Source organism: Nocardia wallacei (assembly GCF_029869545.1).
Taxonomy (GTDB): Bacteria; Actinomycetota; Actinomycetes; order Mycobacteriales; family Mycobacteriaceae; genus Nocardia; species Nocardia wallacei_A.
This window is the reverse complement of the sequence record NZ_JARWQD010000059.1, coordinates 1-3,115: the sequence shown is the minus strand read 5'-3', so window position 1 is coordinate 3,115 and position 3,115 is coordinate 1. Positions and strand designations below refer to the sequence as shown.

2 protein-coding genes are annotated in these 3,115 nt (G+C 69.0%); one reads left to right on the top strand and one right to left on the bottom strand.

From position 1 onward, the window contains the following. Positions 1-192: 192 nt before the first annotated feature. Positions 193-945 carry a TetR/AcrR family transcriptional regulator gene (locus QH290_RS03310; protein ID WP_280265749.1) on the bottom strand — a complete coding sequence of 251 codons (753 nt, stop codon included), beginning with the start codon at positions 943-945 and terminating at the stop codon, positions 193-195. 150 nt (positions 946-1,095) lie between these two features. On the opposite strand from QH290_RS03310, the gene QH290_RS03305 reads away from it, so the two are divergent. Beyond that, positions 1,096-2,634 carry an MFS transporter gene (locus tag QH290_RS03305; protein WP_280265750.1) on the top strand — a complete coding sequence of 513 codons (1,539 nt, stop codon included), beginning with the start codon at positions 1,096-1,098 and terminating at the stop codon, positions 2,632-2,634. Positions 2,635-3,115: the final 481 nt, after the last annotated feature.

Sequence of the window (3,115 nt, the reverse complement as noted above, 5' to 3'; positions counted from 1 at the left end):
ACAGCGGCGCCGACGCTGAGCAGACGAAGGGCCCCCCCCGGATAACGGGGGGGGCGTGGCCGTAACCAAATAAAGGGGTTGCGGTTTGGCCCGGGGGGAAACCAAACCAGCTTCGCGTGGGCCAAAACCGAACCCGCGTTTTTTTGTCCTCGCCCGGCCCCCCCCGGTTCCGGGGGGGGGGCCTTCGTCTGCTCAGCGTCGGCGCCGCTGTGCCTCCATGCCGTCCATGATCAGGCCGACCTCGCGTTCGAAGGTGTCCTCGCGGAGCCGGGCGTGGTCGCGGTCGCGGTGTTCCACGGCCCGCCGGTAGGTCCGCGGGTAGGGCTCCGACACCGCCGTGGTGGCATCCAGCAGGCGCCGGATCCATTCCTTCTCCTCGAGGCCGCTGCGCGCGATCGTCGTCATCGTCGCGGCCTCGCCGGAGGTGGTGCCGACGACGAAGGCGAAGATCGCATCGGCCCCCAGGTCGGTCGTGTCGTCGTCGAAGCCCGCCTCTTCGAAGATCGCCAGCATGGACTCGGTCACCCGCATCATGTTCGGGCCGAGCAGCGCCAGCCCCGCACTGCTGAGGACGACGGCGATCCACGGATGCCGCAGGATGGTCGCGCGGATCTCGCGGGACAAGAGCAGCACCGTCGCGCGCCAGTCGCCGTTCTCGATGGCGTCCGGAATCCGCGCCTCACCCATGGCCTGGTCGACGACCAGCTCGAGGAGTTCGTCCTTGTTCGCCACGTGGGTATAGAGCGAGGTCGCCCCGGCATCGAGGCGGGCGCCCAGTTTGCGCATGCTCAGCGCCTCGAAACCCTCCTGGTCGAGTAGCGCGATCGCCTCGTTCACGATCTGGTCCCGGCTCAGCGCCGGGGTCTCGCGCCGCGCCCGCTGTGGCCGCGTCCAGACCGACGGAAGTTGCTGCGCCGTCGTGGCCTTCTCCGTTGGGGTGCCCATCACCGCTCCTTCCTCGTCCCCCGAGCATAGCGCATCGAGCGCACAGTGTTCGGAATCACGAACAACGTACCTATTGCGCACAGTGTTCGTTGACCGTACAGTGTTCGACAGAACGCACGACGTGCGGAAGCTCCTCGGAAAGGGTTCACGATGGAAACGCTGGAAACGACCGCCCGGGATGCGGTCGCCCGCAACCCGCGCCGCTGGTTGATCCTGGTGGTGCTGTGCCTGAGTTCGCTGGTGCTGGTGGTCGACAACATGGTGCTGACCGTGGCGATCCCCGACATCGCGACCGATATCGGCGCCAGTGCCCAGCAGATTCAATGGATCATCGACTCGTACCTGCTGGTGTTCGCGGGCCTGCTGCTCACCTCGGGCAGCCTGTCCGACCGCTACGGGCGGCGGCTGGTGATGGTCATCGGTTTGGTGCTGTTCGGCGCGGCCTCACTGCTCGCGGCGTATGCGAACAGCCCGGAGCTGCTGATCGCGGGCCGGGTGTTCATGGGCGTCGGCGGCGTGCTGATCATGCCCAGCACGCTGTCGATCCTCATCACCGTCTTCGACGACGACGAACGGCCCAAGGCGATCGCGGCGTGGAGCGCGGTGGCGACGCTCGGCATGGTCGGCGGCCCGGTGGTCGGTGGTGTCCTGCTCGATCACTTCTGGTGGGGCGCGGTCTTCCTGATGAACGTCCCGATCGCGGTGATCGCCATCGTGGCCGCGCTGGCGCTGATGCCGGAGTCGAAGGGGCCGTGGCGCAAGCCCGATTACCCGGGCATGGTGCTGTCGATGATCGGCATGGTCGCGCTGGTGTGGGCGATCATCGAAACCCCCAAGCACGGCTGGTCCGACACGCGCATTCTGGTCGCCTTCGGCACGGCGGCGGTCGCACTGATCGCCTTCATGGTGCGCGAGCTGACCACCGACTCGCCGATGGTGCCGCTCGGCCTGTTCCGCAACCGGACCTTCACCGGCTCCAGCTTCTCGCTGGTCCTGGCCAACTTCGCCAACGGCGGCCTGGTGCTGGTGTTGACCCAGTACCTGCAGTTCGTGCTCGGCTACTCGCCGATGCGCACGGCGCTGGCGTTCACCCCGATGGCGATCGCGCTGCTGGCCGCCAACGGGGTCGGCGCGAGCCTGGTCGGCAAGCTCGGCGCCAAGGTCGTCACCGCGACCGGCCTGGCGATCGTCGCCGCGAGCTTCGGTGCCCTGGCGATGCTCGATGCCGACAGCGGCTTCTGGCCGGTGGCGCTGGCCTCGGCGCTGTTCGGGCTAGGCGGCGGCCTGGCGATGCCCGCGGCCATCGGCGCGCTGATGAGCGCCGTGCCGTCCGAGCACGCCGGTGTCGGTTCCGCGCTGAACGACACCGTGCAGCAGACGGGTGCGTCGATGGGCGTGGCGGTGCTGGGCGCGATCCTCGCCGGGACCTACACCGACGAGATGCCCGACTGGGTGTCGGCCGGGGCCCGGGAGTCCATCGCGAGCGCACTCGGCAGCGCCGACGAGGGCGTGATCGGCCTGGCCCGCCACGCCTTCAGCTCCGCGATGTCGGCCACCTTCACCGTCGGCGCGCTGAGCGCCGTGGCGGCCGCGATCGTCGCGACCGTGCTGATGCGCAACGTGAAAAACGTTGGTGGCGAGGGCGATACGGCCGAGCAGACCGACGACGAACTGGTCGGCACGCGCTGACCGCAGTCGAGGGCGCCTCCGCGCCGACTGCCGTCCGCACTGACGACATCCGAAGGTGACCACGCACCCGACGACATTCGAAGGTGACCACGCACCGACAACATTCGAAGGGTGACTCCACCCCGACAAACATTCCAAGATGACTCCGCCCCGGCCGCTCACGGCCGGGGCGGAGTTCGTCGTGGGCGGTCAGCGGCCCTGCCGGTCTACAGCATTCCCCACCAGTAGAGCAGGCAGGCCAGTACGAAGACGACTGCGGTTTCCATCGTCGCTCCCAACCTTATTCGCGCGTACCACCCATCATTCCTCGAGTTCGCCGGACGCGCCGCCGACCAAGATCACAACGCCACAACGGATGCCGGTGGCCGCGATCCTGCCGTCCCCTCGATCGGCAGGAGCACGACGGCCGGGTGGGGGGGGGGGGGCGCCCCCCCCCCAGGGGGGGGGGCGCCCGCCCCCCCCCCCCCGCGGGGGGGGGGTG

Bases quoted from the DNA above. Each gene is read 5' to 3' on its own strand.
- QH290_RS03305 (WP_280265750.1), top strand. From the start codon at position 1,096: ATGGAAACGCTGGAAACGACCGCCCGGGATGCGGTCGCCCGCAACCCG.
- QH290_RS03310 (WP_280265749.1), bottom strand. From the start codon at position 945: ATGGGCACCCCAACGGAGAAGGCCACGACGGCGCAGCAACTTCCGTCG.